The following is a 24,535-nucleotide window of genomic DNA, read 5'->3' on the forward strand; positions in this document are numbered from 1 at the left end:
CAGCTTTTAGTGAAGACCGGACTGCAGCAAGTACAGCCCTGCAGGACCGAGTCTGGCCCTACGCGACGAAATGCGCCTATCACCTCCATGCCACCGGAGCTGATAGAGATCGGGCGAAAACTGGCGCGGTTGACCCTAAACGGAAATCGGGCGTCGCCTGATCGGATTCACAAAATCGCGCTCAATGTCGTTGCGACAAGATGCATGGTTTGCTCCCTAAATCGTGCGGGCTGTTCGCCACACGGGGTCAAGCTGAAGAACCCGGTTTCGTCTTGGAAGGATGTGCAGAGGATTCACTCGTTCAGAGATGAGCACGCGGCAATAGCCATCCCATGATCTTCTGATACGGATCGCGACGACTGCGAATGAATGCGTTCTCGTTCTGCTGAGCGGCGGTCCTGGCGAATTCAGAAATCCCCTCCAAAGACTGGCGTTTATCCTTCGGAAGCTTCGCCCATTGGCGAATGATCTTCCGGCGGGCTTCGCGTTGCTTTTCCCTTATGTCAGGCATCTGGAAGCTCCTTGAAGAGGATTATTCCGATCGACCTAGTATTGTTTGGGCTCACTAGAACTTCAACGTCCAATCAAGAACTCTTAGCCCCTCTGATCGTGAAGCTCTATACACGGGAGCCAGTCTCATATTGGCTTTACAGGCCCGCCGCCCTAGAATTGCGGCGATCGCAGGACGGGCGAAATGCAGTATGTTTGCGACGCACCGAAGGGCAAGACCTGGTTCCGTATCGAGACGGAAGGTGAAGCGATGCATGAGTCGCGCCTGATGGACCACACAGTTGAGAAATATTTCCGCCGCGAGCGGGAGAAGGCAGTCGAGTCCTGGCGTCCCGAGCGGCCCAACGCGATCGAGCGCGACATCGGCCTCGAGGCCCATGTACAGCGAGAGATGCCGCTTTTCCTCACGCTGCGCGACAGGGAGGGCAATGCACTGACTACAGCGATGCTGCCACCCGGCGGCAAGGATCGCGGCGGGTTCCGGATCATCATCGTTGCCGCATCCAATGCCGATCCCTATCCTCAGCAAGACGCGGCCATCGCTGCACTGGGAGCACATTTCGGTCTCACACTCGATCGCAATCGCTGCTTCCCCTACGGCCGCTAAGGAGCCTGATAAGTACCGCCGCTTGATTGAGCGATGTCGGCTCATGGACCCATAGCTGTCTCGACCGAAAGCGCTCTCCAAGGCCGCCCACGAAATTTTGCGAAATGCGGGTGGACGGTCGCTGCAGGAGTGCAAGCCTTTAGCTGATAATCTCCCTGACCTTGATGCCGCGCAAGGTCTCGATGCAGTCAGCTACCAAATGCAAGAGCTCTTGCCGCTTTATGCTCTTCACCTGACGACCTTCCATATTGATTAGTATGTATCTCGCCATGTCGTAGGCGACTTCAAACTGCGATTTGCCGGTAACCTCGACATTGATTCTTTCAGCCATTTCGCTCCCCGCTAGTTATAATTGGAAAGGAGAAGCCTATTGGAAAGCGCGTGGCCAAGTCGAGTCTGTCTTCCTTTGCGGTTAGATCATATCGGCCTGAAGGTCCGCTGGCGCTGCAACTCGAAATGCAGAGCATTAAACTAGTCCCGCTTTTGGCCCTCAACGAACATTCGCTTATGTCCGATGTTGTGGACAATGCGGGCTTCGCCATCGCACCCGCGCGTACTCGACTCTTGAAGACACGTCCTGAGGCCGCCTGTCCCAATCGCTGGGGACAGACGGCGGCTCCTGAAGGCGCTAACCTTGGCAGGCACATAGCAAGGGAGCGAAGTTTGAGCACCGCGCCGCGCATCGACATCGACCCGGCCGCATTCTGGGCCGATCCCTATCCGATGCTCGCGACAATGCGCAAGGAGGCGCCGATTGCCTTCGTGCCGCAGCTCGGCTCGACGTTGCTGACGAGCCGCGACGACATCTCGATTTCCGAGAAGCAGATCGACGTGTTCTCCTCGCACCAGCCCGCAGGTCTGATGAACCGGCTGATGGGCCATAACATGATGCGAAAGGACGGCGAGGCGCACCAGGTCGAGCGCCGCGCCATGTTTCCGACGGTGTCGCCGAAGACGGTGAAGGCGCATTGGACCGCGCAGTTCCAGGCCCATGCCGACCGCATCATCGATCGCATCGAACCGGGACGGATCGACCTCATGCGCGATTTCGCGCTGCCCTTCTCCGGCGAGTGCCTGAAGTCGATCACCGGCCTCACCAATATCGGCTTTCAGGACATGGATGCGTGGTCGCAGGGCATGATCGAGGGCATCGCCAATTATGCCGGCGATCCCGCGATCGAGGCGCGCTGCCACGCCGCGACGTCGGGCATCGATGCCGCGATCGACGACATCCTGCCGGTGATGCGCAAGCATCCGGACCAGAGCATTCTCGGCGTGCTCCTCGCCTCCGGCATGCCGATGGAGAGCGTGCGCGCAAATGTGAAACTCGCGATCTCCGGCGGCCAGAACGAGCCGCGCAAGGCCATCGCCGGCACGGTATGGGCGCTGCTGACCCATCCCGAGCAGCTCAATCTCGTGCGCAAGGGCGAAGTGTCCTGGCTGCAAGCGTTCGAGGAATATGCCCGCTGGATTTCGCCGATCGGCATGTCGCCGCGGCGCATCGCAAAGCCGTGGAGCATCCGCGACGTGTCATTCGAGCTCGATGAGCGCGTGTTCCTGATGTTCGGCTCGGCCAATCGCGACGAGAAGCATTTTGAGCGCGCCGACCAGTTCGACGTGAGACGAGACACATCCAAGAGCGTCGCCTTCGGCGCCGGTCCGCATTTCTGCGCCGGCGCCTGGGCCTCGCGCGCCATGATCGCCGACGTCGCGCTGCCGACCGTGTTCGCGCGCGCGGGGCAGCTCGAGATCGCCGATGACGAGGAGGTGCGGATCGTCGGCTGGGCGTTCCGCGGCCTGCAGAATTTGCCGGTCAATTGGCTTCATTAGGTCGGCCGGGGCCCCTCCATCCCGAGCCCCGCCATGATGCCATCTTGCTCCTGTTTTGCCCGACGAGTCAAACGAACTTCGGATAATGCGTAAGTCATTGTTTTCGCACGCCCTGGCTACTGTGCATGGGGTTGTTTTTGCGGTTTTGGTTCCGGCCGCGAGTCTCGAGACCGAACCCGCGCGGCCTTCACATCCGCGTGCAGAAAAATTCCATCTTCATTCGCTCCGCCGCTTGAAAGATTAATCACGCGCTTCGCCGCACGCGCAGTGTTCGCATCGCTATTTTCCTGAGCGTCTCGACAGCTTTCGTAGCGCGCCCCATCATTCACGAGACCTGAATGAATGACGGCCGCACGCGGCCGGGAGCTTGGAATGCATCGTCGCGACTTCTTGAAACTCTCTGCCGGAACTGCAGCCGCTGCTGCCTTCGTCTCGCGCGCCAATGCGCAAGGCGCAGTGAAGGAAATTCGCATCGGTTACCAGAAGACCGGCGTGCTCGTCATCGCGCGCCAGCAGGCCGCCCTGGAGAAACATTTTTCTCCGCAAGGCATCGAGGTGAAATGGATCGAGTTCTCCTCGGGCCCGCCGATGATGGAGGCGATGAACGTCGGCAGCCTGGACTTTGGTTCGGTCGGGGACTCGCCGCCGGTGTTCGCCCAGGCAGCGGGCGCCGCGATCGTCTATGCCGCCGGCCAACCCATCACCAACGGCCAGGGCATCTTGGTGCCGAAGGAGTCCCCGATCCGCACGATCGCCGACTTGAAGGGCAAGCGCATCGGCTTCACCAAGGGGTCCAGCGCGCACAACGTCGTGGTGCAGACGCTCGAGAAGGCGGGGCTCACCTATGCTGACATCACCCCGGTCTATCTGACCCCGCCGGACGCGGGCCCCGCCTTTGCCAATGGCAGCATCGAGGCCTGGGCGATCTGGGATCCGTATTTCGCGATCGGTGAGACCAAGCAGAACGGCCGCATCCTGATCAATTCGCGCGAGGTTACCAAGACCAACTCCTTCTACATCGCGAACCGCGAGTTCGCGAAGAACCACGGAGTGGTCCTGCAACAGATCGTCGATGTGACGACCGCGGCCGGTAACTGGGCCGAGCAGCACCGCGACGAGGTCGCCAAATCGCTTGCCGCGATCACCGGCGTCCCGCTGGACATCCAGACCGTCGCCGCCAACCGCGCGAACTTCGTGGTCGGCCCCGTCACCGACGACATCGTCGCGACCCAGCAGGGCGTCGCCGACCGCTTTCATAAGCTCGGCCTGATCCCGAAGCCGATCGTCATCCGCGACATCGTCTGGCGCAACCCGGCAGCCTGATCGTGCCCACCACTCTCCCATTTCAAAAGGTTTGAACATGAGGCGTATCATTCAGCGTCTGATCGCGGCCATCGTGCTGTCGATCGGCATCGTCGCCGCCGCGGTCGGCACCTCCTACGGGCAGGACAAGGTGATCCGCATCGGCTATCAGAAATACGGCAAGCTGGTGCTGCTCAAGAGCAAGGGCACGCTGGAACCGAAGCTCGCCGCCGATGGCTACAAGGTGGTGTGGACCGAATTCCCCTCCGGTCCGCCGCTGCTCGAAGCGCTCAATGTCGGCGCAATCGACTTCGGCAACACCGGCGAAGCTCCGCCGATCTTCGCGCAGGCCGCCGGCGCCCCGATCCAGTATGTCGCCTATGAGCCGCCGGCGCCGAAGGGCGAAGCGATCTTGGTGCCGAGGAACAGCCCGCTGAAGTCGGTCGCCGACCTCAGGGGCAGGAAGGTCGCGCTGAACAAGGGCTCCAACGTCCACTATCTTCTGGTCAAGGCGCTGGAGAAGGCGGGTGTCAAATATTCGGAAGTCGAGCCGGTGTTCCTGGCGCCGGCCGATGCACGCGCCGCGTTCGAGCGCGGCGCGGTCGATGCCTGGGTGATCTGGGATCCATTCCAGGCCGCAGCGGAAGCGGCCACCGGTGCGCGCACCTTGGCCGACGGCACCGACATCGTCGCCAACTACCAGTTCTATTTCTCCTCCAAGAAATTCCTCGAAGCCAACCCGAAGATCGTCGACACCGTGCTCACGGAGCTGAGCGCGGTCGACGACTGGGCCAGGGGCGACATCCATGCGGTGGCCGAGCAGCTCGCGCCGTCGATCGGCTTGTCGGTCCCCGTGGTCGAAGTGGCGCTGAAGCGGCAGGCCTACGGCGTCAAGCCGATCACCGATGCCGTCATCGCCGACCAGCAGCAGGTTGCCGACGCGTTCTTCGCGCTGGGCCTGATCCCCAAATCCATCAAGATTTCCGACCTGGCTCGGAAACCAGGATCATGAGCAACACCATGAGTAAGCAAGCGAACGCCAACATCCTCTGGTTTCTGCCGACCCACGGCGACGGCCGCTATCTCGGCACCGGCATCGGCGGCCGTGAGGTCAATTTCAACTATCTGCGCCAGATCGCCCAGGCCGCCGATCAGCTCGGCTATTTCGGCGTGCTGCTGCCGACGGGGCGGTCTTGCGAGGATTCCTGGATCGTTGCCTCCTCAGTGGCGCCGTTCACCGAGCGGCTGCGCTATCTCGTGGCCGTTCGTCCGGGCCTGCAATCGCCGAGCGTGGCCGCACGCATGACGGCGACGCTCGATCGCATCTCGAACGGTCGGCTTCTCGTCAACGTCGTCACGGGCGGCGATCCCGTCGAGAACAAGGGCGACGGCATTTTCCTCGGCCATGACGAGCGCTACGAGGTCACCCGCGAGTTCCTCAACGTCTATGGCGATCTGCTCGCCGGCAAGACCGTCAATGCCGAGGGCAAGCATATCCATATCGAGGGCGGCAAGCTCTTGTTTCCGCCGGTGCAGTCGCCGCGCCCGCCGCTCTATTTCGGCGGTTCGTCGGATGCCGGCATCGATGTCGCGGTGGACACCGTGGACAAATATCTCACCTGGGGCGAGCCGCCGGCTCTTGTTGCCGAGAAGATCGCGAAGGTGAGGGACGTCGCCGCCGCGCGCGGCAGAAAATTGTCCTTCGGGATCCGGCTTCACGTGATCGTCCGCGAGACCAATGAAGCGGCCTGGCGTGCCGCGAACGAGCTGATCAAGCATGTCAGCGACGAGACCATCGCGCTGGCGCAGAAGAATTTTGCCCGTATGGACTCCGTCGGCCAGCAGCGCATGGCGCAGCTCCACGGCGGCAGGCGCGACAAGCTGGAGATCGCTCCGAACCTGTGGGCCGGCGTCGGCCTCGTGCGCGGCGGCGCCGGCACGGCGCTGGTCGGCGATGCCCAGACCGTCGCAACGCGCATCAGGGAGTATCAGGACCTCGGCATCGATACCTTCATCATGTCGGGCTACCCGCATCTGGAGGAAGCCTATCGCTTTGCCGAGCTGGTCCTCCCGCTGCTCTCGCTGGAGCAGCCCAGCAACGTGACGAAGCTGCACTTCAACGGCGGTCCCTTCGGCGAAACGGTCGGCAGCGATTTCCGTCCGCAGCATCGGGTGTCGCAATCATGAGCGTGATCGACAGCATTGCCCTTCCGCGCAGCGTACGCCTGCCGCGGGCAGACGGCCTCATTCAGTGGATCGTGCCGCTCGCCATCATCGCGATCTGGCAGGTCGCGAGCGTCACTGGCTTCGTGCCGACGCGGGTTCTGCCGGCGCCCAGCGACGTCATGCTCGCAGGCTGGAAGCTGCTGCTCTCCGGCGAGCTCGTCCGCAACATCTGGGTCTCGTTCTGGCGCGCCTCGATCGGCTTCTTGATCGGCGGCAGCATCGGCTTCGCGTTCGGGCTCGCCAACGGCCTGTCGCAGCTCTCGGCCAAGCTCACCGACACCACGCTGCAGATGGTGCGCAACGTGCCGCATCTGGCGCTGATCCCGCTGGTCATCCTGTGGTTCGGCATCGACGAGAGCGCAAAGCTGTTCCTGGTGGTACTCGGAGTCTTCTTCCCGATCTACCTCAACACGCTGCACGGCATACGCACGGTCGATCCGCAGCTGATCGAGATGGGCCGCATCTACGGCATGACCGATGGCGAATTGTTTCGCCGGGTGATCTTCCCGGGCGCGCTGCCCTCGATCTTCGTCGGCATCCGCTTCGCGCTCGGAATCATGTGGCTGACCCTGATCGTCGCCGAGACCATCGCGGCGTCCTCGGGCCTCGGCTACATGGCGATGCAGGCGCGCGAGTTCATGCTGATCGACGTCGTCGTGCTTTCGATCCTGATCTATGCCCTGCTTGGCAAGCTCGCCGACAGTGCCTCCCGCGTGCTGGAGCGCCTGACGCTCTCTTGGCACCCCGCCTTCCAGAAACGTTGAGAGTGACATGCAGACAGCGCTTCGTAGCTCCCTTCCGGAAACCGACCTCGCCAGCCGCGCCAATTTCGCGCCACATGCCCGTATGGTGCGCGAGGAGCGCCCGGCGACTGCCGCGGGTTTGCCGCTCAGCATCCGGGGCTTGCGCAAATCCTTCGGCGACAACGAGGTGCTGCGCGGCATCGATTTGCACATTCCCGCCGGCCAGTTCGTCGCCATCGTCGGCAAGAGCGGCTGCGGCAAGAGCACGCTGCTGCGCCTCATCGCCGGCCTGGAGAAGATCGACGCCGGCAGCATCAGCTTCGGCCAGGATATCCAGCCCGAGGACATCCGCGTCATGTTCCAGGAGCCGCGGCTGTTGCCCTGGGCGCGTGTGCTCGCCAATGTCGAGGTCGGGCTCGGCCGCGATCGCGCGTCGGAGGATGCGCATGCGCGCGCCGAGAAAGCCCTGAGCGAGGTCGGGCTGGCCGAGAAGCGCGACCAATGGCCCTCGGTGCTGTCGGGCGGCCAGAAGCAGCGCGTCGCACTCGGTCGCGCGCTGGTCTCCCGGCCGCGCGTGCTCGCCTTCGACGAGCCGCTCGGTGCGCTGGACGCGCTGACCCGGATTTCGATGCAGCGCCTTTTGGAACGCGTCTGGCGCGACCAGGGCTTTACCGCGATCCTTGTCACCCACGACGTCTCCGAGGCCGTCGCGCTCGCAGACCGGGTGCTGGTGATCGAGGAGGGCCGGATCGCTCATGACGTCACGGTTAACGCGGCCCGGCCGCGCCAGCGTGGCTCAGCTGAGCTTGCGGGCCTCGAAGGCTCGATCCTGAACCACCTGTTATCGGCGGACGATCGTACCTAAATACAGGGAACCCCGCTTGGGGGAGCAACGCCATGAATGTAGTGCCCCGCGATCTCATGACCGAAATCCCCGTCTCGTCCGCCGATTTCCGCGGCGCCTTGCGCCATCTCACCGGCGGCGTCAGCGTCATCACCGCCGGGCGGGGCAGCGACATCAGCGGCATGACGGTGACCTCGGTGACCTCGCTGTCGGTCGAGCCGCCGACGCTGCTGGTCAGCATCAATCGCGATGCCTCGTCCTTTCCGCTGATCCGCCGCCATGGTGCCTTCGGCGTGAATATCCTCAATGCCGATCAGCTCGATGTCGCCGAACGTTTTGCCGGCAAGGGCGGGTTGAAGGGCGCCGACCGTTTCGCGGGCGCCCAATGGGTGAGGGCGGTGTCGGGCGTTCCGCTCCTGGTCGGCGCCTTGTCGGCGTTCGATTGCGAGGTCGAGGAGATCATCGAGCGGCATTCGCACGGCATAGTCATCGGCCGTGTCAGGGATATCAAGAGCTCGAGGCGGACTGCGGCGCTGGCTTATTGGCACGGCCAGTACGTGGCCGTCGACCAGGACGAAGACGCGGTCAAGCTTGCAGACGTCAGCGTCCCTGCGCGCGCCCGGCGCGGCATTTGATCGCCGCCATCGCTCGCGCAAGGCTGGCGTTTTCCCCGCCACCGCTTTAGAAGCGCCTGAGCCTTCCGGATCGGGGGCGGCAATGGAGCGGATGGATGAAGCGCGTCGCGACCTGGGCCTTCTACGCCATCGGCGCGCTCGCGATTGCCTATCTCGTGCTCTACGCCTACGCGATGTTCAGCGGCGAACCGATCGTGCCGGGCGACCCCATCCACATCTTCCGCAGGCCCGACGCGCCGAGTTATTCGTAGAGTTTGGCGGGTCTCGTAGGGTGGGCAAAGCGAAGCGTGCCCACCACTTCTACCCAGCGAAGCCAAATGGTGGGCACGGCGCAGGCGCGCCTTTGCCCACCCTACGGCGCCTCCCTCACCCTCTTAGAATCGCCAGCGCGAGCGCCTGCGCGCGCGGCACGATGCTGTCGAGCTCGAGATATTCCTCCGGCGTGTGCGCGAGCCCGCCGACCGGGCCAAGGCCGCAGATGGTCGGCGTGCCCACCGCGGCGGTGAAGCCGGAATCGGCGCAGCCGCCCGAGAACTCGCCCTGGAGCGTGGCAAGGCCAACCTCTCTGGCGGCGGCCCGATAGCCGTCAAACAGCGCTTTCGACTCCGCGCTCTGCACCACCGGCACGAACTCGCCCTTGATGGTCAGCGTCGCGCTGGTGCCTGGCACATAGGGCGTCGCGATGATCTGCTCGATCGCGGTCATCACCGTCGCGCGGTCTGCGGGATCGACATAGCGCAGATCGATCTGGCCTTCCGCGTAAGGCGCCGTGGTGTTGACGGATTGTCCGCCCGAGACCAAGCCGACGTTGAGCGTGATACCCTTGTCGAGATTGGTCAGCGCGTGGATCTGCACGATCTTGTGCGCGAGCTCGCCGATCGCGCTGACGCCGGCGGCGAAATTGGCGCCGGAATGGGCGGCTTTGCCGGTGATGGCGAAATGCATGAAGATGCCGCCCTTGCGCCCGGTGACGATATTCCCCGTGGGGCGGCCCGGCTCGGCGTTGAACACGGCGCGCGCGGCGCGTCCTTCGCGCTCGATCACCGGCCGCGAGGAGGGCGAGCCGATCTCCTCGTCCGAGGTGATCAGCAGCTTGATTGGATGCGGATTGCCGCCGAACTTGTGGAAGGCGGTCGCCACGAACACGTTCATGACGAGCCCGGACTTCATGTCGGCCACGCCGGGTCCATAGGCGCGGCCGTCCCTGATGGTGAACGGACGCCGTCCGGCCTCGCCCTTGCCGAACACGGTGTCGCGATGCCCCATCAACAGCACCGGCTTCTCGTTGCTGCCGGGCTTTGCGACTTCGGCATGGATCGCGTCGCCAAACGTGCCGTGGCTTTCGCGGCGGAACGGAATGCCAAGCTCGGAAAAATGCCGCTCGAACCGCGCACCGACCGCATCGACACCTTCCTTGTCGTAGGATCCGGAATCGATGTTCACGACATCGCGCAACAGATCGATCATCGCCTGCCGCTGCGACGCCAGCCAGTCCGTGATTTGAGCTTCCGACATGTTTATCCTCGTGTGGTTCTCGCGGAGTTATAGTGCTTGGCGCGCGGATGGCCTAGCCACGGGACGCGGTTCCGTCATGCGAAGGATGCTCTTGAGGTTCGTCATTGCGAGCGAAGCGAAGCAATCCAGAGTGTCGCCGCGGAGGGATTCTGGATTGCTTCACTGCGCTCGCAATGACGAGGTTGGCAGCCTGCGTCAAACAAAGTGCCCGGGACCGGCCCGGGCATCTACATTCTCGATCAGCGTGAGCGCCGCCTACGCCCCTACCATCGGCATGCGCGGATATTCGCCCGGGGTGCCTGCGGGCGGGATCGGGATGCCGCCGTCGGCGTATTCGTTGAGCTTGTTGCGCAGCGTGCGGATTGAGATTCCTAAGATGTTGGCGGCATGGGTGCGGTTGCCGAGGCAGTGCTTCAGCGTCTCCAGGATGAGGTCGCGCTCGACATCGGCGACGGTGCGGCCCACGAGCGCACGTGTCACCTGCTCGGCGGCCATTGTCGCATGCGCCACGGCCGGCGCGGTCCTGGCGAGGTCGAGGCGGTCACCATCCGGCGTGATGATTGCGTCGGCGCCGATCTCGTCGCCCTGCGCCATCAGCACCGCGCGATGCATGGTGTTTTCGAGCTCGCGGACGTTGCCCTGCCAGCGGTTGGTGGAGAGCACGCGGCGCGCCTCCGCCGAAATCGGGCGCAGCGGCACGCCGTTGGCCTCGGCATATTTCTTCACGAAGTGCTGGGCGAGCTCGAGGATGTCGGCGGGGCGCTCGCGCAGCGGCGGGATCTTCAAATTCACGACGTTGAGACGGAACAGCAGATCCTCGCGGAACGTGCCTTCGCGCACGGCCTCAGCCAAATTGCGGTTCGAGGTCGCGATGATGCGGATGTCGACGGCGACAGGCTTGGTGCCGCCGACGCGATCGATCACGCGCTCCTGGATGGCGCGCAGCAGCTTCGATTGCAAGCGGACGTCCATCTCCGAGATTTCGTCGAGCAGCAGCGTGCCCCCCGTCGCCTCCTCGAACTTGCCGATGCGGCGGGCGATCGCTCCGGTGAAGGCGCCCTTCTCGTGGCCGAACAGCTCGGATTCCAGCAGATGCTCAGGGATAGCGGCGCAGTTGATCGAGATGAACGGACGCTTGGCGCGGGCCGAGCGGGTGTGGACGTAACGGGCCAGCACTTCCTTGCCGGTGCCGGACTCGCCGGTGATCATCACCGAGGCGTCGGAGCCTGCGATCTGCTGGGCAAGCTTGATCACCTTGGCCATCGCCTCGTCGCGATAGACCAGCTCGCGGGAATCGTTGGCAACGGCACCCAACACCGCCGCGATCAGCTCCGGATCCGGCGGCAGCGGGATGTATTCCTTGGCGCCGGCATGGATCGCGGCGACCGCGGCGCGGGCGTCGTTGGTGATGCCGCAGGCGACGATCGGAGCGTGGATGTGCTCCGCCTCCAGCCGAATCACGAGGTCGCGGATGTCGAGCGCGACGTCGACCAGCAGGAGGTCGGCCCCCTTGCCGCTGCGCAGGACGCGCATCGCCTGCTCGTGATCCTCAGCATGGGTCACGGTGGCGCCGTTCTCCATCGCGATCTTGGTGGCCGTGGTGAGCTGGCCCTTCAAGGTGCCAACGATGAGAAGCCGCATGTCAGTCTCCTGTCCGTCTGGTCGCGCCGTTGCGCGTCATTGTCTTTATTTGTGCTAACCGCGTTCGGTCTTGATGATTTCGGTCATGGTCACGCCGAGCTTATCTTCGACCAGCACCACCTCGCCGCGGGCGACGAGCCGGTTGTTGACGTAGATGTCGATGGCCTCGCCGACGCGGCGGTCGAGCTCGAGCACGGTGCCGGGCCCGAGCTTCAAGAGCTCGCCGACGTCCATCTTGGAGCGGCCGAGCACGGCCGAGACCTGCACCGGCACGTCGAACACGGCTTCGAGGTCGGCAGCAACGCGCGAGGCATATTCGTCCTCGGTGTAGCCGACATCGGTACCGGTCGGCGGCATCGGGCCGTTGAGATCGGGCAGCGGGACCTGTCCGTCGGTGTCGCTCATGGCTTAATTCCCCCTGCGGGACGCGATGTAGCGTCCGACCATTTCGTCGATCTTGGCCGCGATGGCGCCGCGCTCCAGCACGACGCCGCCATCGGCCCATTCGATTCGGCAGTCGCCGGTGGCAATCTCCGGCTCAGCCAGGATCACCAGCCGGCCCTCGAAGCCGCTCTGCTTGGCGAGCCGCTCGATCTTGTCGCGCGCAGCGTCGTAGAGCGCGTCGTTGATGCGGACGACGAGATGCGGCGTCGCCACCAAATGCGAGAAGCAGTCCTTGACGAGTGCGACGATCTCGCCGAGCGGCTCGGCGGCGACCAGATCGGCGCACAGTTTGCGGGCCACCGCGAGCGCGACGTCGACAGCCTCGGTCTCCATCTTGGACTCGATGTTGCCGATCCCGGAGGCGATGCCCCGGATCGCGATGTTGATCTCCTCCATGGCCAGCGCAACGCGGCGGTCGCTCTCGGCCTTGGCCTCGCGCTGGCCGGCGGCAAAGCCGTCCTGATAGGCGCGTGCCTCGGCTTCCGCGATCTTCTGGGCGATCTCGGCCGCCGTCGCGGGTTTCTCGCGGCTCGAGCGTTCGGGTGCGGCGAAGTCGGTATCGAACAGGAATTTTGCCGGAGCGCCCATCAGTACACCAGCTCGTCGTCGGCGCGGTTCTTGGTCAGCATGATCTCGCCCTTGGCGGCGAGGTCCTTGGCGAGGTTGACGAGCAGCGCCTGCGCTTCGTCGACATCACGCAGACGCACGGGGCCCATCGCCGCCATGTCGTCCTGGAGCATCTTGGCCGCGCGCGATGACATGTTGCCGAAGAAGAAGCTGCGGACGTCCTCGTTGGCGCTCTTGAGCGCGACGCCGAGCTTGTCCTTGTCGACATTGCGCATCAGGGTCTGGGCCGAGCCGGAATCCAGCTTGACGAGGTCGTCGAAGGTGAACATCAGCGCCTTGATGCGCTCGGCCGATTCCCGGTTGTCCTCTTCCAGCGACGTGATGAAGCGGGTCTCGGTCTGGCGGTCGAAATTGTTGAAGATTTCCGCCATCACCTCGTGGGCGTCGCGGCGGCGGGTCTGCGACAGGTTGGACATGAACTCGGTGCGCAGCGTCTTCTCCACGCTCTCGATCACCTCCTTCTGCACCGCTTCCATCTTCAGCATGCGGTTGACGACGTCGAGCGCGAGTTCCTCGGGGAAGATGCCGAGCACACGGGCGGCGTGCTCCGGCTTCAGCTTCGACAGCACCACCGCGATGGTCTGCGGATATTCGTTCTTGAGATAGTTCGCGAGCACCTCTTCCTGCACGTTGGAGAGCTTTTCCCACATGTTGCGGCCGGCGGGGCCGCGGATCTCGTCCATGATGCCGTTGACGCGCTCCGGCGGCAGGTACTGCTGGAGCAGCCGCTCAGTGGCGTCGAAATTGCCCATCAGCGCGCCCGAGGCCGACATGCGCGAGACGAATTCGAGCAGCATGTCCTCGACGGTGTCGACCTCGACGGTGCCGAGCGTCGACATCTCCAGCGAGAGCTGGCGCACCTCGTCGTCGTCGAGCAGCGACCAGATCTTGCCGCCATATTGCTCGCCCAGCGCCAGCATCAGGATCGCGGCGCGCTTCGGTCCGGACAATTGCTCGGCCGGCCTGCCGTCCTTGGCACGGGTGTTGGCCCGCTGACCGAGCGTGGAGATCACGCTGGTGATGTCGTTGCTGTTGGCGTTTTGCAATGCGGCGGCCATGTCAGATCACTTTTTGATTCAGTTGGCTGGGGTTATTTCGCGGGTTCGGTCAGCCACTGGCGGATGATGGCGACGGTTTCGTTGGGATTGCGCTCGGCGAGCTCGCCGACGCGATGAACAGACTGGGCGTGGACCTGGCCCTGGATGGTGGCGACGTCGATCGCGCTTGCGGCGGCGTTCGGCAGGAGCGGCTGGCCGGCGGGCACGGCCTCTTCGGAGCCCGCCGGGCCGCTGAGCACGCCGGAGATTGCGGCAGCCATCTCGTCGGAGGCCAGGATGCGCTTGACCAGCGGGCGGATCACCAGGAACAGCACGACCAGGCCGAGCAGCATCATCACGCCGAGCTCGACGAAGTACATGACGTCGTCCTTGGTGAACTGGAGCATGCCGAGGAAGCCGCCAGGCTCGCCGATCGGCGCTGTAGAGGGGGCGTCGGCAAAGCGCAGATTGACGACCTCGACCTGGTCGCCGCGCTTCTGGTCAAAGCCGATCGCCGAGCGCACCAGCGCTGCGATGCGGTCGAGCTGCTCCTTGGTGCGGTCTTGATAGGCGAGCTCGCCTTTGTCGTTTTTGGAGTAGATGCCGTCGACCAGCACCGCGACCGAGATGCGGTTCACCCGGCCGGCCTCGGTCACTTCGGTCTTGGTGATGCGGGAGATCTCGTAATTGTTGGTCTCTTCGCTCTTCTTGCTCTGGTCCTTGGCCGCGACGCCGTTGTTCTGCTGGTTGCCGGGCAGCTCGTTGTTGACGGTGACCTGGCCGTTGTTGTCGGCGGTCATGCTCTGCTCTTCACGAGTCTGGCTCGAGCGCAGCACGCGGCCTTCGGGGTCGAATTTGTCCGAGGTCTGGGTGACCTTGTTGAAGTCGAAATCGGCGGAGAGCTGCACGCGGGCGCGTCCCGAGCCGACCACGGAGGAGACGATGTCCTCGACCTGCTTGCGCATCCGCTTCTCGAAGGCGATGCGGCGCTCGTCGCCGACCGCCTGCTCCGGATCGGTCGCGGCGCCGTCGGCGAGCAGCTGGCCGGCCTCGTCGACGATTGAGACCCGCTGCGGCTTCAGCCCGTTGACGGCGGAGGCGACGAGGTGGCGGATGGCGCGGATCTGCTGGGCTTCCAGTGAGCCGCGGACGCGGACCACGATCGAGGCCGACGGCTCTGGCGCCTCGCGCGCGAACAGCGGGCGCTCGGGCAACACGAGGTGGACGCGGGCGGCCTGGATGCGGTCAATGGCGCGGATGGTGCGGGCGAGCTCGCCCTCCAGGGCGCGAAGGTGATTGATGTTCTGGACGAAAGAGGTGGTGCCGAGCGCGTCCGACTTGTCGAACACCTCGTAGCCGACGCCGCCCCCCTTCGGCAGGCCGCCCTCGGCGAGCTTCATCCGCAGGCGCGTGACCTTGTCCTTGGGCACCATGATGATGGAGCCCTCGTTGCGGATCTCGAACGGGATACCCTGGCGTTCCAGGTCCTTGATGATGCCCGAGGAATCCTCGACGCTGAGGTCCGTGAACAGGGTCGTCATCTGCGGCGTGGTCACGCGCATGATGACGAACGCGAAAAAGCCGATGAGCGCGGCGGTGACCGCGATCATCGCCCCGAATCGGGCGGCTCCGATACTTTTCAAAAAGTCCGCAAGACCTTGCAAGCAACCGCCCCAACCAGCTTCGGCCGCTTTCACTGGAAAGGCCGAGTGGGCAATTATTGCCTAGGTGATGGTTTCGATATGGTTAACGACGGTTAAGAGGTCGGACAAAAGTTAACGTCATGAAAAAAATCGGCCTCGCGAGGCCGATTTTCGTCAAAAGCCGCAGGTTTCCGGATCGCTTACTGGCGATATTGCTGGATGCGGGTGGTGCGAAGACCCGCCAGACCGTGCTGGTCGATGGAAAACTGCCAGGAGAGGAATTCGTCGACCGTCAGGGTATAACGGCTACAGGCCTCCTCGAGGGAGAGAAGTCCGCCACGGACGGCGGCGACGACCTCGGCCTTGCGGCGGATGACCCAGCGTTTGGTGCCGGGTGCAGGCAGATCCGCGATCGTCAACGGACTGCCGTCCGGCCCGATGACGTATTTTACCCTCGGGCGATGGGGTTCTGTCATGGCGTACTCACAAACTCTCAACCACTGAACTCACGCCAGTAACCCTACGCGTCGCGGCTTAAAAATCCGCTAAGCCTAAGGCTTCAATACAATTCTCGTTGAAACTGGCTGGAACGCGCTCGTCTCCGCGGGCGGGACGGGGGCGTCCAGGCCGGTCAGGAGGCATTTCGTAAATGCTTTACTAACGAACGAGGCCTGAGCGCGGGGTTGGGAGGCCCCGAATTGTCGTCCCGGCGAAGGTCGCGACCCCAGCAGCTTGGCGAGGACTCCTGGGTGAGAAAAGTGGTGCTGCTACCAGGGCCTCATCGATGGATCACGCGGTAAGGTCTTGGCTTTCGCCGGAACGACACCGAGTGTGTAGCGGCACCTCTCTTAATTGCTGGCGGTGGCGATGATGCTCTTCACCTGGCTCAGGGTGTAGCTGGCGCCGTCGATGGTGAGCAGCGGCGGCGACTGGGTCAGGTCGACCGACGATACCGTGCCTTGCACCTGCGCGGCGATGCCGACAGTGTTGTTCGCTACATCCTTGCCCGTGGCCGAGATCGTGTACTTGCCGTCGGGCCATTGCGTGCCGTCATTGCCCATGCCGTTCCAGGTGAAGGGGATGTCGGTGCCGGCGGCGGCGGTATATTTGCCGGTGAACACGGTCTGACCGCTGGCATTTGCGACGGTGATGTCGACGGTCGAATCGGAGGGCACGTTGAGATGCCAGGTCGCCGACGAGTTCTTCATGGTCGCGGTCGAGCCGTCGACCAGGGCGGTCTTGCCGACGAAGCCCAGCGCCTGGGTTGCCTGCGTGGTCTGCTGGAGGGTGACGAGCTGGGCCAGCGAATCGTTGGTCTTGAGCTGCTGCTCGACGCCGGCGAACTGCACCAGCTGCTGAGTGAACTGGTTGGTGTCGAGCGGATCGAGCGGGTTCTGGTTCTGCAGCTGCGTCGTCAGCAGCGTCAGGAACGTCTGGAAATTGCCGGCGAGCGTCGCGCCGGTGGACGAGCCCAGGCTCGAGCTCGACGAGGACTTGGGGATGTCGGTCGTCCCGGAGACGACGGAAGGGGCGGTGGCGGCATTCGTGGTGGCCATGTCGAACACTCCTTACACTCTGATGTCGACGCCGCTGCTCGATCCGAGCATGCGGCCGTAGCTGCGCCCGACGGGCACGGCTGCAACGGTTTCGTCCTCACTGATGATCAGCCGGCGGGCATTGCCGCCATTGTCGTTGTCCTGGCCGGAGTTCTGGTTGGATGAATTCTGGTCGCGCAGGCTGAAGGACAACCCGTTGCTGCCGGTCTTGAAGCCGGCATCGTCGAGCGCGCGCTGCAGTTGCGGCGCGTCCTGACGCAGCATTTGCAGGGTCTCCGGCTTCTCCACGGTGAGATGCGAGGTGACCTGGCCGTTGCGGTCGACATTGATGCGGACGTCGATCCTGCCGAGATCGATCGGATCGAGGCTGATGTCGAACCGCGACTTGCCGGCGCGTATCGCGGCCGCGATCTCGATCGGGACGCCGCTGATCGGCACCGTCGTGTGGCTTGCCGCGCTCGCGGTGAGCGTCGCGGTCGATGCGGTCGCAGCCGAGGTGGTATTGGTCAGCGGCGCCTGCACGGCCGAGGTGGCTTGTGCGCTGGTATCCGTCGTGGCGACAGTTGGCTGCGGCCCCGCATGAGCGTGCGTGGCGGACGCGCCGGATGCCGCATCAGCGGTGCGCTCGGTGCCGGCTGCCTTGGCGTCAGCCGTTCCGTCATCTGCCTGCGCCCTGGCGGCCTGCGGAGGCGCGGCGGCGTCGAGGGTCGCTGCGCCCGCTGCTGGTGGCGTGGCGGCGTTTGCCTTGCCGGTGCCCTGGCCGATATTGGAGATGTCGGTCTGGGCTTGCGCCGTGGCCGCGGCCTTGAACGAGGTCTTCGGCGTGCCCTGGTCCACGGCGATCAGGCCGCCATTGGCTTTCGCATCGGTCGCGGTGGCTTCGCTCGTGCCGGTCGCGGTCTCGCCGAGCGTGGTCGTGGTGTCCGCATCGACCTTGGCGCTCGCGGTCTTGGCGCTCTTGTCGCCCGCGGTGGCACTGTCGGTCTTGGCGCCCTGGATCTGTGCTGCGGTGGAGGCGCTCGCGGCGAGGCCGGCGGCGGCGATGGTCAAGGGGGAGGCCGCGTTGGTGGCCTGGTTCGCAGCCGGATCGACTGGCACGACCGGGGCGGCAGCGACGACCGCGTTCGGATCGGGCACGGCGATCTGGCTCGCATCGGTCGTTGCGGCGGTAGTCGCGTCGACGGCGGCGGTAAGAGTGTCGGTGCCGTCGGTCTTGTTTCCCTTGGTCTCGTCGGACTTGTCCGCCGATTCGGCGTCGGAGGCCTCCGCCTTGTCCTTGGTCTTGCCGGCGTCCTTGGCCGGATCGGCCATCGTGTCGCTCGTCTTGTCGTTCTCGTCATCGGTCTTGGCGGGCGCCGACGCGTCGGCGCCATCACTCGCCCTGCTCTGCGAGGGCTCGTCCGCGGACGAGGTGTCGCGCGCATTTCTGTCCAAGGAGGGCGACGAAGCAGAGTCGCTCCGGCGCGGCACGGTGTCCTGCGCCTGCGAGCCTGTATTGTTGCTGATTGCCTGGGTGTTGCTGTCGACCAGCGAGCCGAAGGAATCGGCCGCGGACGCGTCTTTCGCGGCTTGCGACCGGGCAGGCTTCTGCTGCGCGCTTTGGACTTGCACGCTTGCCACGACATCTGATGTCCGACCAACCACAGGAGACCCCTTGGAAACTTCTATGGCATGAGGGTAGCAAGGAGCGGGCCAGGGTCCCTTCCTGGGTGTTTCGGCAATAAAATCAATACTTTGATGTCTTGGTGCGGCCGCCGATCGCCTGCCGCGACCCCGTCATTTCTGCCTCCCCGGCAAGAATTGCCCTCAGCTGGCCGCCCGCGTGATTGCTTCACCGGAATGCCGCCTATATTAAAGAGGTCACTCTCAGCCGCTTTCGACCGGGGGCCCTCGTGCCTTTCGGGAACTGAAGTTCCCGGGGATCGCCGATGTCCCGCGAGAAGCAAGAAATCGCGGATGCGCCGCGCGCTGCCGTCAGAACCTAAGGCCGATGCTCAACAGTCTGGATCTCGAAGGCCGTCCTGAGGATACCAGGGTCGTCGTTGCCATGTCGGGCGGCGTCGATTCCTCGACGACGGCTGCGCTGCTCAAGGCTGAGGGCTACGACGTGGTCGGCATCACGCTCCAGCTCTACGATCATGGTGCCGCGACCCATCGCAAGGGCGCCTGCTGCGCCGGCCAAGACATCCACGACGCCCGCGACGTCGGCGCCAAGCTCGGCATTCCCCATTACGTGCTCGACTACGAGGACCGTTTTCGCGAATCCGTCATCGACAACTTTGCCGACTCTTACGCGCTCGGCGAGACGCCGGTGCCGTGCATCGAGTGCAACCGCTCGGTCAAGTTCCGCGATCTTCTGAAGACCGCGCGCGAACTGGGCGCCACCGCGCTCGCCACCGGCCATTACGTCGCATCGCGGCGCCTCAATGACGGCTCGCGCGCGCTGGTCTGCGCAGCCGACAGCGACCGCGACCAGAGCTATTTCCTGTTCGCGACCACGCGCGAGCAGCTCGGCTTCCTGCGCTTTCCGCTCGGCGACATGACCAAGCCGCAGACGCGCGAGCTCGCGCGCCGGTTTGGGCTCGCGGTCGCCGACAAGCACGACAGCCAGGACATCTGCTTCGTGCCGACCGGGCGCTACACCGACATCATCACCCGGCTGAGGCCGAACGCGATGGACCCCGGCGACATCGTCGATCTCGACGGACGCGTGCTCGGCCAGCACAACGGCATCGCCAATTTCACCGTCGGCCAGCGCCGCGGCCTTGGCATCGCGGCGACCGCGCCGCTGTTCGTAGTGCGGCTGGATGCCGCAAACCGCCGCGTCGTGGTCGGTCCGCGCGATGCCCTGAAGATGCACCGCATCGTGCTGCGCGACGTCAACTGGATCGGCGATGGCGATATCGACGGCGCCATCGGCGGCGGCCTCGAAATGTTCGTGCGCGTGCGCTCGACCCGCAGCCCCCAGCCGGCGTGGCTGCGCGGCGGCAATGGCCATTACGAGGTCGAGCTCGTCGCCGGCGAGGAGGGCGTCTCGCCGGGCCAGGCCTGCGTGTTCTACGACGCACCTGGCGGACAGGCGCGCGTGCTCGGCGGCGGTTTTATTCAGAGCGCCGCGGCGAAGCTTGCGAGCAGCACGGCAAGGCCGCTTGCTGAGGCGGTCCGCGGCTGACGGATGACGATATCAAGCACAAGCGGTCGGTCTGGGTTCACCTCTCCCCGGAGGGGAAAGGTCGGATTGCTGCTGGCGATGCCAAGCATGGTCCAGGGCAATCCGGGTGAGGGGCCGCGGCTGTGATTAAGACCGCAACCCCTCACCCGGATCGCATCTTTCGATGCGATCCGATCTCTCCTTATGGGAGAGGTGGACTGAGCCCGCGGCCTTCACCAATTCAACCAAGACTCTTTTCGCTTTAAGTATCCGGGGCAGGGGGCATGGCAGCAGACATCTCGCGGGCCGGGGTCGAGAAGGCCTATGGCCGCTGGGCGCCGGTCTATGATCTCGTGTTCGGCAAGGTGTTCGACGCCGGACGGCAGTCGACTATCGCGGAGGCCGACCGCATCGGCGGCCGCATCCTCGACGTCGGCGTCGGCACCGGCCTGTCGCTCTCGGATTATGCGCGCACCACGAAAATCTGCGGCGTCGACATCTCCGAGCCGATGTTGCGCAAGGCGCAGGCGCGTGTGCGTGCGCTCAGGCTCTCCAACGTCGAAGTGCTCTCGGTGATGGACGCGAAGAATCTCGCCTTCCCCGAAAATTTCTTCGACGCGGTGGTTGCGCAATATGTCATCACCGCCGTGCCCGATCCCGAAGGCACGCTCGACGAGTTCGTGCGTGTCTTGAAGCCCGGGGGCGAACTGATCCTCGTCAACCACATCGGCGCCGAGAGCGGACCGCGAAAGCTGTTCGAGCTCGCCTTCGCACCCGTCGCCCGCCGCCTCGGCTGGCGCCCGGAATTCCCGTGGGCCCGCCTCGTCAACTGGGCCGCAAGGCACGGCGGCGTCACGCTTGCCGAGCGCCGCCCCATGCCGCCGATGGGACATTTTTCGCTGATCCGCTACCGCAAATCGTGATCGTGCGGGCAGGGAACGGGGCGCGCGAGACGCGCGTTTCCTTCCCATGCGCACGACATCAAACATGATCCTAGCGGGCCTGCTGATCGCCGCCTCTGGCAGCGCGATCGCGCAGGCCCCGCCCGCCCCGGCGACGCCGCCACAACAGACCGCGCCGCCATCCCCGCAACATGCGGCCAATTGTACACCGCAGGACCGCCCGAACCGTCCGGCTGACGGCACGACCACGGGCCAGTCCCGGGAACCGCTCGGCGACAAGCTGGCCAAATCCGAGGGCGTGCTCTGCCCGCCCTCTGGCATCGACCCTGAGATGCATGCCCCAGCGCCCGACACCGGCGGCAACACCCCGGTGATCCCACCCCCCGGCAGCCCTGGCGGCGACCCGAACGTGAGGCCGAAATAGGCCGTTTCTTCGCCTCCCCCCGCCTGCGGGGAGAGGTTGGAATCCGCGCAGAAAGCGCGGGATTCCGGTTGAGGGGACTTCCGCGGGTCTGGTGCGTTAAGCCGGGCAATTCCGGCGGCGAAATCGACCGCTTTCCACGTCAAGCGCCTTGGCGCGCCGAAGCTTTTAGCTAACGCGGATTGACTTCCCGCCGCCCCCTTCCTTATATGCCGCGCGTTCGCGAGATCGGCCTTATGCGCCGCCGCGATCCCTGTGGCGGGGTAGCTCAGCTGGTTAGAGCACGGGAATCATAATCCTGGGGTCGGGGGTTCGAGTCCCTCCCCCGCTACCAGATCCCAAGTAAACCATTGATTTCCCAAGACTTGGTCGATCGATATTTCGACGCGAGGGATGTCTCATTGAGAGATCCGGAACGGTCGCTCATCAATGTCAAGCTAGCGCAAAACTAGCGCTCAGATCCGGGTCGCACACGCCCGGCTTGTCGCTGCGAGGCACTACATCTGGCAATGGGGATCGTGGGAGCTTGCTGATCCTTTGGTGTTGGCAGACGGCGCGTGGCGGTCCAGCGATCTAAGCAATATCAGCGATCTCGCCAGCGCATCCTGGCGCAAACTGTGCCGAACATCGGCGTAGCCCTCTTCGACCCGCCTTGAGGCAACCGAGCGAGCAGCATCTGATCCGTTCGGCACCTTCATCGTGCGACCGAGCTGAGGGACGCAGTGGTTCCCCCAAAGGGGGGCCGTTCCCGAGCGGACGGCCTGTTCAAACGAGAATCGGGGCGGCGCAATGCAATGAACAACGAACGAGAATCTCCGTAATACCCACGTCGTTTGAAGCGAGGGCCTGTGCACAGATGCCGACGCACCGCCTCAATCGACCCGTTATGGCGTCACAACAGCCCCTTGGAGCTGCTGCGCAAACGTGCTCAGTCACAGCCGGAATTTGCAATCAAAATCAATAAGTTGCTTAGATACCATCGCCTCACGGCCGCGTGATATTTGTGCAACATCGGCGCGAAAACGCTCCACTTGAGGGCAAAACGGTGACGTCTTCCGTTGATTGATCAAGCCTCTTAGGCTCTTATCCAACCCGCGACGGAGGGGGGCATCCCGAGGTCGTCCCGTTTTAGGTGGTTCGCTTAAGTCCCTCGCGTTCAGCGGGTGTGTCCGAAGGCGCGAAGCGACTAAGCGGTGAGTTAAGGGACAAGGGAACCAACCTTAGGGTGTCGTCACCCAGCGGATCCGGAACCTTCCCTATAGAGCAAACTTGGAGGTTTAACATGAAGTTGGTTAAGAGCCTTTTGCTCGGTTCAGCGGCGGGTCTGATCGCCGTTGGCGGAGCACAGGCAGCCGATCTCCCCGTGAAGGCCAAAGCGGTCGAATACGTGAAGATCTGCTCCCTGTACGGTGCCGGATTCTACTACATCCCGGGCACTGACACCTGCATCAAGCTGGGTGGTTACCTGCGCGCTGAAGTCGCGCTGGGCACCAACAGCGTCTACGGCATTTCGAACGGCGCTCCCGCTGGTGCACACAATCGCCTGAGCAACTACTACACGATGCGCGCTCGTGAAGATCTCAACATCGACACGCGCACCGCCACCGAATATGGCGTCGTCCGCACCTTCTTCGATGCGACGTTCTCCTGGACCACGGGCGGTTATGTCGGCACCGGCTCCGCCACCGGCGCGACTGGTTACACCGCCACGACCGCTGGTACGACCACCATCAATCCCAGCGACGGCGGCACCTCGGGCGGTTCGCTCGGCGTGTACTATGCCTTCATCCAGTTCGCTGGGTTCACGATGGGTAAGGCCGTGTCGCAGTTTGACGCGCCTTGGACCAACTATCCCGGCAACAACATCGACAGCCTCGTCGGCGGCAGCGGCACGGTCACTGGCGTGAACCAGTTCACCTATACCGCTGATTTCGGCCAGGGCATCACGGCATCGTTCTCGGCGGAAGATGCGACGGCCTACTACCAGGCCGGCAATCTGAACCTTGCGGGTGCGACTGCGGCCGGCATCGTTGGTGGCTCCTACGGTTCAAACGCCATCGGCGGTTCGCGTTCGCCGAACCTCGTCGCTATGGTGCGCGTTGACCAGGCCTGGGGTCTCTTCCAGGCATCGGTGGCTGCCCATGACAACCACGTTGCCTACTACGGCGCGACCGAGACTACTGGCCACCCCGACGACAAATGGGGTTGGGCGGTTCAGCTCGCTCTGTCGATCAAGAACATCCCGACCGGTGCGGGTGACGTGATCAACATCTCGGGCGTCTACACCGACGGCGCAACCCGCTACAACTTCCAGAACCTGGCGGGCAGCTCGTACTCGATGTTCGGCGGTTCGGGCGTTGCGTACCAGAGCATCGGCTTTGCCAATGCGCCTGACACGGTGTTCGTCCCTGGTTCCAATCAGGAATCTGTGAAGACCTGGGGTTTCCGTGGTGCGTACACCCATAACTGGGACCCGTACTGGAACACCGCTATCTATGGTGCCTATGCGCATGCATCGTTCGGATCGCTTGCCAAGGACTTCCTTTGCGGTGGTGGCGGCTTCGCTGGCGCTTTGGCCGTGCCAGGCGTTACCTCGTGTAACCCTGACTTCAACATCGGGCAGGTGGGTGTGATCACTCGCTGGACCCCGGTGAAGAACCTGACGTTCTCGGCCGACTTCAACTGGACGCGTCTGGATCAGAAGTATGCTGGCGTGGTCGGTGTTACACCGGCTGCTACCGTCGCTAAGCCGACGGCGTTCTACGAGCTGAAGGATCAGGACAGCTTCACGCTGCTCCTCCGCGCTCAGCGCAACTGGTAAGTTCGGTCTGACGACCTGACCTCCAAAGGCCCTCGGCGGGAAACTGCCGAGGGTTCTTTCGTTGATAGGGACATTGCAAA

The 24,535-nt window shown here is 64.1% G+C and carries 24 protein-coding genes and 1 tRNA gene; 14 read left to right on the forward strand and 11 right to left on the reverse strand.

What is annotated here, in order from left to right; genetic code table 11:
- Positions 1–301 precede the first annotated feature (301 nt).
- Positions 302–511, reverse strand: coding sequence for a hypothetical protein (locus IVA78_RS14560; RefSeq protein WP_247280384.1), 210 nt, complete (start codon positions 509–511; stop codon positions 302–304).
- Between the two features lie 183 nt (positions 512–694).
- Between IVA78_RS14560 and IVA78_RS14565 the strand changes: the two genes are divergently transcribed.
- On the forward strand, positions 695–1,117 hold the full coding sequence (locus IVA78_RS14565; protein ID WP_247280383.1) for a hypothetical protein: 423 nt from the start codon (positions 695–697) through the stop codon (positions 1,115–1,117).
- Positions 1,118–1,256: 139 nt separating this feature from the next.
- Here the strand turns inward: IVA78_RS14565 and IVA78_RS14570 are convergent, their stop codons facing one another.
- Positions 1,257–1,448, reverse strand: a complete 192-nt coding sequence (locus tag IVA78_RS14570) for a hypothetical protein (RefSeq protein WP_247280382.1) — start codon at positions 1,446–1,448, stop codon at positions 1,257–1,259.
- Between the two features lie 332 nt (positions 1,449–1,780).
- Here IVA78_RS14570 and IVA78_RS14575 point away from each other — a divergent pair, with 332 nt between their 5' ends.
- The 8 genes from IVA78_RS14575 (at position 1,781) to IVA78_RS14610 (ending at position 8,948) form a co-directional block, all read left to right on the forward strand.
- A complete protein-coding gene (locus IVA78_RS14575) occupies positions 1,781–2,947 on the forward strand; it encodes a cytochrome P450 (RefSeq protein WP_247280381.1) in 1,167 nt (388 codons plus the stop codon).
- Positions 2,948–3,319: 372 nt separating this feature from the next.
- Positions 3,320–4,270, forward strand: coding sequence for a sulfonate ABC transporter substrate-binding protein (locus tag IVA78_RS14580; protein ID WP_247280380.1), 951 nt, complete (start codon positions 3,320–3,322; stop codon positions 4,268–4,270).
- A gap of 37 nt (positions 4,271–4,307) precedes the next feature.
- Positions 4,308–5,261, forward strand: coding sequence for a sulfonate ABC transporter substrate-binding protein (locus IVA78_RS14585; protein WP_247280379.1), 954 nt, complete (start codon positions 4,308–4,310; stop codon positions 5,259–5,261).
- Positions 5,258–6,436 carry an FMNH2-dependent alkanesulfonate monooxygenase gene (gene ssuD, locus IVA78_RS14590; protein ID WP_247466096.1) on the forward strand — a complete coding sequence of 393 codons (1,179 nt, stop codon included), beginning with the start codon at positions 5,258–5,260 and terminating at the stop codon, positions 6,434–6,436. Before IVA78_RS14585 ends, ssuD begins: the two co-directional genes overlap by 4 nt.
- Positions 6,433–7,239, forward strand: coding sequence for an aliphatic sulfonate ABC transporter permease SsuC (ssuC, locus tag IVA78_RS14595; protein WP_247280377.1), 807 nt, complete (start codon positions 6,433–6,435; stop codon positions 7,237–7,239). The genes ssuD and ssuC overlap by 4 nt, the downstream gene beginning before the upstream one ends.
- Positions 7,240–7,246: 7 nt before the next feature.
- A complete protein-coding gene (locus IVA78_RS14600) occupies positions 7,247–8,083 on the forward strand; it encodes an ATP-binding cassette domain-containing protein (protein WP_247280376.1) in 837 nt (278 codons plus the stop codon).
- A gap of 32 nt (positions 8,084–8,115) precedes the next feature.
- Positions 8,116–8,697 (forward strand): flavin reductase family protein, encoded by a 582-nt coding sequence (locus tag IVA78_RS14605; protein WP_247280375.1) that lies wholly within the window; start codon positions 8,116–8,118, stop codon positions 8,695–8,697.
- A 95-nt stretch (positions 8,698–8,792) separates the two neighbouring features.
- Positions 8,793–8,948, forward strand: coding sequence for a hypothetical protein (locus IVA78_RS14610; protein ID WP_247280374.1), 156 nt, complete (start codon positions 8,793–8,795; stop codon positions 8,946–8,948).
- Between the two features lie 115 nt (positions 8,949–9,063).
- Here the strand turns inward: IVA78_RS14610 and IVA78_RS14615 are convergent, their stop codons facing one another.
- The 9 genes from IVA78_RS14615 to IVA78_RS14655 form a co-directional block, all read right to left on the reverse strand.
- Positions 9,064–10,212, reverse strand: coding sequence for a M20 family metallopeptidase (locus tag IVA78_RS14615; protein ID WP_247280373.1), 1,149 nt, complete (start codon positions 10,210–10,212; stop codon positions 9,064–9,066).
- Between the two features lie 255 nt (positions 10,213–10,467).
- The gene (locus IVA78_RS14620; protein ID WP_247280372.1) at positions 10,468–11,853 is read right to left on the reverse strand and encodes a sigma-54 dependent transcriptional regulator; all 1,386 of its coding nucleotides are present in this window, start codon (positions 11,851–11,853) and stop codon (positions 10,468–10,470) included.
- Between the two features lie 54 nt (positions 11,854–11,907).
- On the reverse strand, positions 11,908–12,258 hold the full coding sequence (gene fliN, locus IVA78_RS14625; protein WP_247280371.1) for a flagellar motor switch protein FliN: 351 nt from the start codon (positions 12,256–12,258) through the stop codon (positions 11,908–11,910).
- A gap of 3 nt (positions 12,259–12,261) precedes the next feature.
- On the reverse strand, positions 12,262–12,885 hold the full coding sequence (locus tag IVA78_RS14630; RefSeq protein ID WP_247280370.1) for a FliH/SctL family protein: 624 nt from the start codon (positions 12,883–12,885) through the stop codon (positions 12,262–12,264).
- Positions 12,885–13,982 carry a flagellar motor switch protein FliG gene (gene fliG / locus IVA78_RS14635; protein WP_247280369.1) on the reverse strand — a complete coding sequence of 366 codons (1,098 nt, stop codon included), beginning with the start codon at positions 13,980–13,982 and terminating at the stop codon, positions 12,885–12,887. The genes IVA78_RS14630 and fliG overlap by 1 nt, the downstream gene beginning before the upstream one ends.
- A gap of 32 nt (positions 13,983–14,014) precedes the next feature.
- Positions 14,015–15,625 carry a flagellar basal-body MS-ring/collar protein FliF gene (gene fliF / locus IVA78_RS14640; protein ID WP_247280368.1) on the reverse strand — a complete coding sequence of 537 codons (1,611 nt, stop codon included), beginning with the start codon at positions 15,623–15,625 and terminating at the stop codon, positions 14,015–14,017.
- Positions 15,626–15,804: 179 nt separating this feature from the next.
- Positions 15,805–16,080, reverse strand: coding sequence for a DUF1153 domain-containing protein (locus IVA78_RS14645; protein ID WP_002714638.1), 276 nt, complete (start codon positions 16,078–16,080; stop codon positions 15,805–15,807).
- A 372-nt stretch (positions 16,081–16,452) separates the two neighbouring features.
- Complete coding sequence (locus tag IVA78_RS14650) at positions 16,453–17,160, reverse strand: flagellar hook capping FlgD N-terminal domain-containing protein (RefSeq protein ID WP_247280367.1); 708 nt, start codon at positions 17,158–17,160, stop codon at positions 16,453–16,455.
- Between the two features lie 12 nt (positions 17,161–17,172).
- A complete protein-coding gene (locus IVA78_RS14655; protein ID WP_247280366.1) occupies positions 17,173–18,804 on the reverse strand; it encodes a flagellar hook-length control protein FliK in 1,632 nt (543 codons plus the stop codon).
- A gap of 346 nt (positions 18,805–19,150) precedes the next feature.
- Between IVA78_RS14655 and mnmA the strand changes: the two genes are divergently transcribed.
- The 5 genes from mnmA (at position 19,151) to IVA78_RS14680 (ending at position 24,455) form a co-directional block, all read left to right on the forward strand.
- Positions 19,151–20,332, forward strand: a complete 1,182-nt coding sequence (gene mnmA / locus IVA78_RS14660) for a tRNA 2-thiouridine(34) synthase MnmA (RefSeq protein WP_247466098.1) — start codon at positions 19,151–19,153, stop codon at positions 20,330–20,332.
- Positions 20,333–20,595: 263 nt separating this feature from the next.
- On the forward strand, positions 20,596–21,234 hold the full coding sequence (locus tag IVA78_RS14665; protein WP_247306944.1) for a class I SAM-dependent methyltransferase: 639 nt from the start codon (positions 20,596–20,598) through the stop codon (positions 21,232–21,234).
- A gap of 46 nt (positions 21,235–21,280) precedes the next feature.
- Positions 21,281–21,637, forward strand: a complete 357-nt coding sequence (locus tag IVA78_RS14670) for a hypothetical protein (protein ID WP_247466100.1) — start codon at positions 21,281–21,283, stop codon at positions 21,635–21,637.
- 254 nt (positions 21,638–21,891) lie between these two features.
- Positions 21,892–21,968 (forward strand) — tRNA-Met (locus tag IVA78_RS14675).
- Between the two features lie 948 nt (positions 21,969–22,916).
- Positions 22,917–24,455, forward strand: a complete 1,539-nt coding sequence (locus IVA78_RS14680; protein ID WP_247466103.1) for a porin — start codon at positions 22,917–22,919, stop codon at positions 24,453–24,455.
- The last annotated feature ends 80 nt before the right edge of the window (positions 24,456–24,535 follow it).

The sequence above is a fragment of the Bradyrhizobium sp. 137 genome (assembly GCF_023074095.1).
Classification (GTDB): Bacteria; Pseudomonadota; Alphaproteobacteria; order Rhizobiales; family Xanthobacteraceae; genus Bradyrhizobium.

Bases quoted from the DNA above. Each gene is read 5' to 3' on its own strand.
- IVA78_RS14560 (WP_247280384.1), bottom strand. From the start codon at position 511: ATGCCTGACATAAGGGAAAAGCAACGCGAAGCCCGCCGGAAGATCATT.
- IVA78_RS14565 (WP_247280383.1), top strand. From the start codon at position 695: ATGCAGTATGTTTGCGACGCACCGAAGGGCAAGACCTGGTTCCGTATC.
- IVA78_RS14570 (WP_247280382.1), bottom strand. From the start codon at position 1,448: ATGGCTGAAAGAATCAATGTCGAGGTTACCGGCAAATCGCAGTTTGAA.
- IVA78_RS14580 (WP_247280380.1), top strand. From the start codon at position 3,320: ATGCATCGTCGCGACTTCTTGAAACTCTCTGCCGGAACTGCAGCCGCT.
- IVA78_RS14585 (WP_247280379.1), top strand. From the start codon at position 4,308: ATGAGGCGTATCATTCAGCGTCTGATCGCGGCCATCGTGCTGTCGATC.
- ssuD (WP_247466096.1), top strand. From the start codon at position 5,258: ATGAGCAACACCATGAGTAAGCAAGCGAACGCCAACATCCTCTGGTTT.
- ssuC (WP_247280377.1), top strand. From the start codon at position 6,433: ATGAGCGTGATCGACAGCATTGCCCTTCCGCGCAGCGTACGCCTGCCG.
- IVA78_RS14600 (WP_247280376.1), top strand. From the start codon at position 7,247: ATGCAGACAGCGCTTCGTAGCTCCCTTCCGGAAACCGACCTCGCCAGC.
- IVA78_RS14605 (WP_247280375.1), top strand. From the start codon at position 8,116: ATGAATGTAGTGCCCCGCGATCTCATGACCGAAATCCCCGTCTCGTCC.
- IVA78_RS14610 (WP_247280374.1), top strand. From the start codon at position 8,793: ATGAAGCGCGTCGCGACCTGGGCCTTCTACGCCATCGGCGCGCTCGCG.
- IVA78_RS14615 (WP_247280373.1), bottom strand. From the start codon at position 10,212: ATGTCGGAAGCTCAAATCACGGACTGGCTGGCGTCGCAGCGGCAGGCG.
- IVA78_RS14620 (WP_247280372.1), bottom strand. From the start codon at position 11,853: ATGCGGCTTCTCATCGTTGGCACCTTGAAGGGCCAGCTCACCACGGCC.
- fliN (WP_247280371.1), bottom strand. From the start codon at position 12,258: ATGAGCGACACCGACGGACAGGTCCCGCTGCCCGATCTCAACGGCCCG.
- IVA78_RS14630 (WP_247280370.1), bottom strand. From the start codon at position 12,885: ATGGGCGCTCCGGCAAAATTCCTGTTCGATACCGACTTCGCCGCACCC.
- fliG (WP_247280369.1), bottom strand. From the start codon at position 13,982: ATGGCCGCCGCATTGCAAAACGCCAACAGCAACGACATCACCAGCGTG.
- IVA78_RS14645 (WP_002714638.1), bottom strand. From the start codon at position 16,080: ATGACAGAACCCCATCGCCCGAGGGTAAAATACGTCATCGGGCCGGAC.
- IVA78_RS14650 (WP_247280367.1), bottom strand. From the start codon at position 17,160: ATGGCCACCACGAATGCCGCCACCGCCCCTTCCGTCGTCTCCGGGACG.
- mnmA (WP_247466098.1), top strand. From the start codon at position 19,151: ATGCTCAACAGTCTGGATCTCGAAGGCCGTCCTGAGGATACCAGGGTC.
- IVA78_RS14665 (WP_247306944.1), top strand. From the start codon at position 20,596: ATGGCAGCAGACATCTCGCGGGCCGGGGTCGAGAAGGCCTATGGCCGC.
- IVA78_RS14670 (WP_247466100.1), top strand. From the start codon at position 21,281: ATGCGCACGACATCAAACATGATCCTAGCGGGCCTGCTGATCGCCGCC.
- IVA78_RS14680 (WP_247466103.1), top strand. From the start codon at position 22,917: ATGAAGTTGGTTAAGAGCCTTTTGCTCGGTTCAGCGGCGGGTCTGATC.